The organism is Thermoflexus sp., assembly GCF_040289485.1.
GTDB lineage: Bacteria > Chloroflexota > Anaerolineae > Thermoflexales > Thermoflexaceae > Thermoflexus.
This window is the reverse complement of the sequence record NZ_PSLG01000104.1, coordinates 1,754-3,652: the sequence shown is the minus strand read 5'-3', so window position 1 is coordinate 3,652 and position 1,899 is coordinate 1,754. Positions and strand designations below refer to the sequence as shown.

At 69.3% G+C, this 1,899-nt stretch carries 1 protein-coding gene and 1 pseudogene; one reads left to right on the top strand and one right to left on the bottom strand.

The features are described 5' to 3' along the window. Window positions 1–549, bottom strand: a pseudogene (locus tag C4313_RS11240) (hypothetical protein); the annotation flags it as partial. A 1,148-nt stretch (window positions 550–1,697) separates the two neighbouring features. On the opposite strand from C4313_RS11240, the gene C4313_RS11230 reads away from it, so the two are divergent. After that, the coding region (locus tag C4313_RS11230; RefSeq protein WP_352429945.1) for a hypothetical protein at window positions 1,698–1,899 on the top strand (202 nt) is incomplete at its 3' end.

The following is a 1,899-nucleotide window of genomic DNA, read 5'->3' as shown; positions in this document are numbered from 1 at the left end:
GTAGTTGGTGCCGTCGGCCAGCCACAGGCTGAGGCACGCGGATCCGGCGGCCTGCGCCACCTGGATGCAGTGGAGGATGTGGTCGGTGGCCTTCCGCCGAATGCGGGGATCGGGGTGACAGAGGCTCCCCAGGCGGTAGTCGTCGTCCTGAAAGAGGTTGGGGTTCACGGCCCCGATGGCAAGCCCCAGCTCCGCCGCGCGAGCCCTCAGCTGGCTGTAGTCGTCCACCTGGTCCCATGGGATGTGAAGGGCCACTGTGGGGCAGATGCCCGTGAGCCGGTGGACGAGGGCCGCGTCCTCCAGCTTTTCCCAGATGGTCCGGGCCGCCCCCGGCCACGGGAACACCGCGAAGCGCGTGCCCGAATTTCCGTAGACCCACGAAGGGGTCTCGAGACGCTGGCTCCGAAGCGATGCTCGCACAGCCTCGACGTCGACGCCCCGGTCGCGGAGCCGCCGGTCCAGCAGGGCGTAGGCGGCATCGTAGGTCATCCCTTCTTCCTCCCCTCGTTGAGGATCAAAAGGGACAGTGTGGAACCCCTCCCGGATCATGGCTTCCCTCCTCCGGGTGCGGGTCCCTCCCAGGTCCTCTTCCGGTTTGGATCGGGGCCTTCCCTTCCGGTGATCTGCGGACGTCGAGGACCGCAGCCGGTAGACGCAGTGCGGGATCCCCGTTTCCGCGTGCGGCGGGGCGCTGTGCCTTGCAGGTGGTCGGTGCGGCGAGGGGAGTCTCCCGGCATACCGCAGTGGGATGGAGGTGCGGAAAGGTCGTCCCCCTGTCACCGCCCGGTGGAGCGGCGCTAGCCTCCCGCGATCGCCCCCACGATGAGCAGGGGCTCCGCCCCCTCCGCCACCCGCTGCGGCAGCGGCGCGTCCGTAGACGCGCAGCTTCCCCTCGGGGGGGGAAGTGTTCCGACTCGCTCGTGATGGGAACGACGTAGACCGTGTCGGGATCGTGCGCGTGCACGTCGATCACGAATCCGAAGTCGGTCAGCAGGTTCCCGCTGATCTCGTACCAGGACTCGCCCGCGTCGTCGCTGCGCATGACGTCCCAGTGTTTCTGCATGAACAACACGCCTGGGCGCGACCGGTGCATGGCGATGCGGTGGACGCAGTGGCCGACTTCCGCCGAGGGGTCGGGGATGTAGGCGGAGTGCAGGCCGCGGTTCACCGGCCGCCAGGTCCGGCCCCCGCCGTCAGTCCGGAAGGTCCCCGCGGCCGAGATGGCCACGAACATGCGCCCGGGATCAATGGGGTCCAGCAGGGTCGTATGGAGGCAGAGCCCGCCGGCGCCCGGCGCCCACGAGGGGCCGGAGCTGTGGCCGCGCAGGCCGGAGAGGAGTTCCTGCCACGTACGTCCTCCGTCCGTCGAGCGGAACAAGGCAGCGTCCTCGACGCCCGCGTACACGGTCTCCGGATCGTCCCCGGACGGTTCGAGGTGCCAGACACGCACGAACTCCCAGGGGTGTTGCGTCCCGTCGTACCACTGGTGCGTGGAGAGGGGGGCACCGGCGCCGGGAGTCGTCTCGTAGACGAACGTGGGACTGGGCCCCCGACGAAGGCTTCCGGGCTCCCCAGGGATGCTTCCCGCGGGTGCCTCCCACATCTTTCCCCCGTCGCTGGAGCGCTGGATGACTTGGCCGAACCACGCATTCGACTGCGAGGCGTAGAGGCGGTCGGGATCCGCTGGAGAGCCCTTCATGTGGTACACCTCCCAGCCGCCGAAGTACGGACCGCTGATGTTCCACCGCTTCCGCGATCCGTCTGAGGCCAGGATGAACGCGCCCTTGCGCGTGCCGACCAGGACCCGCATTCGGCTCATCTCCCACCTCGTCATGGATTCGCGTCCGCTCGCGCCCGTCCTCAGTCAGCCCGGCGGGGGTGCTCCGCAGCCGTCGGGCC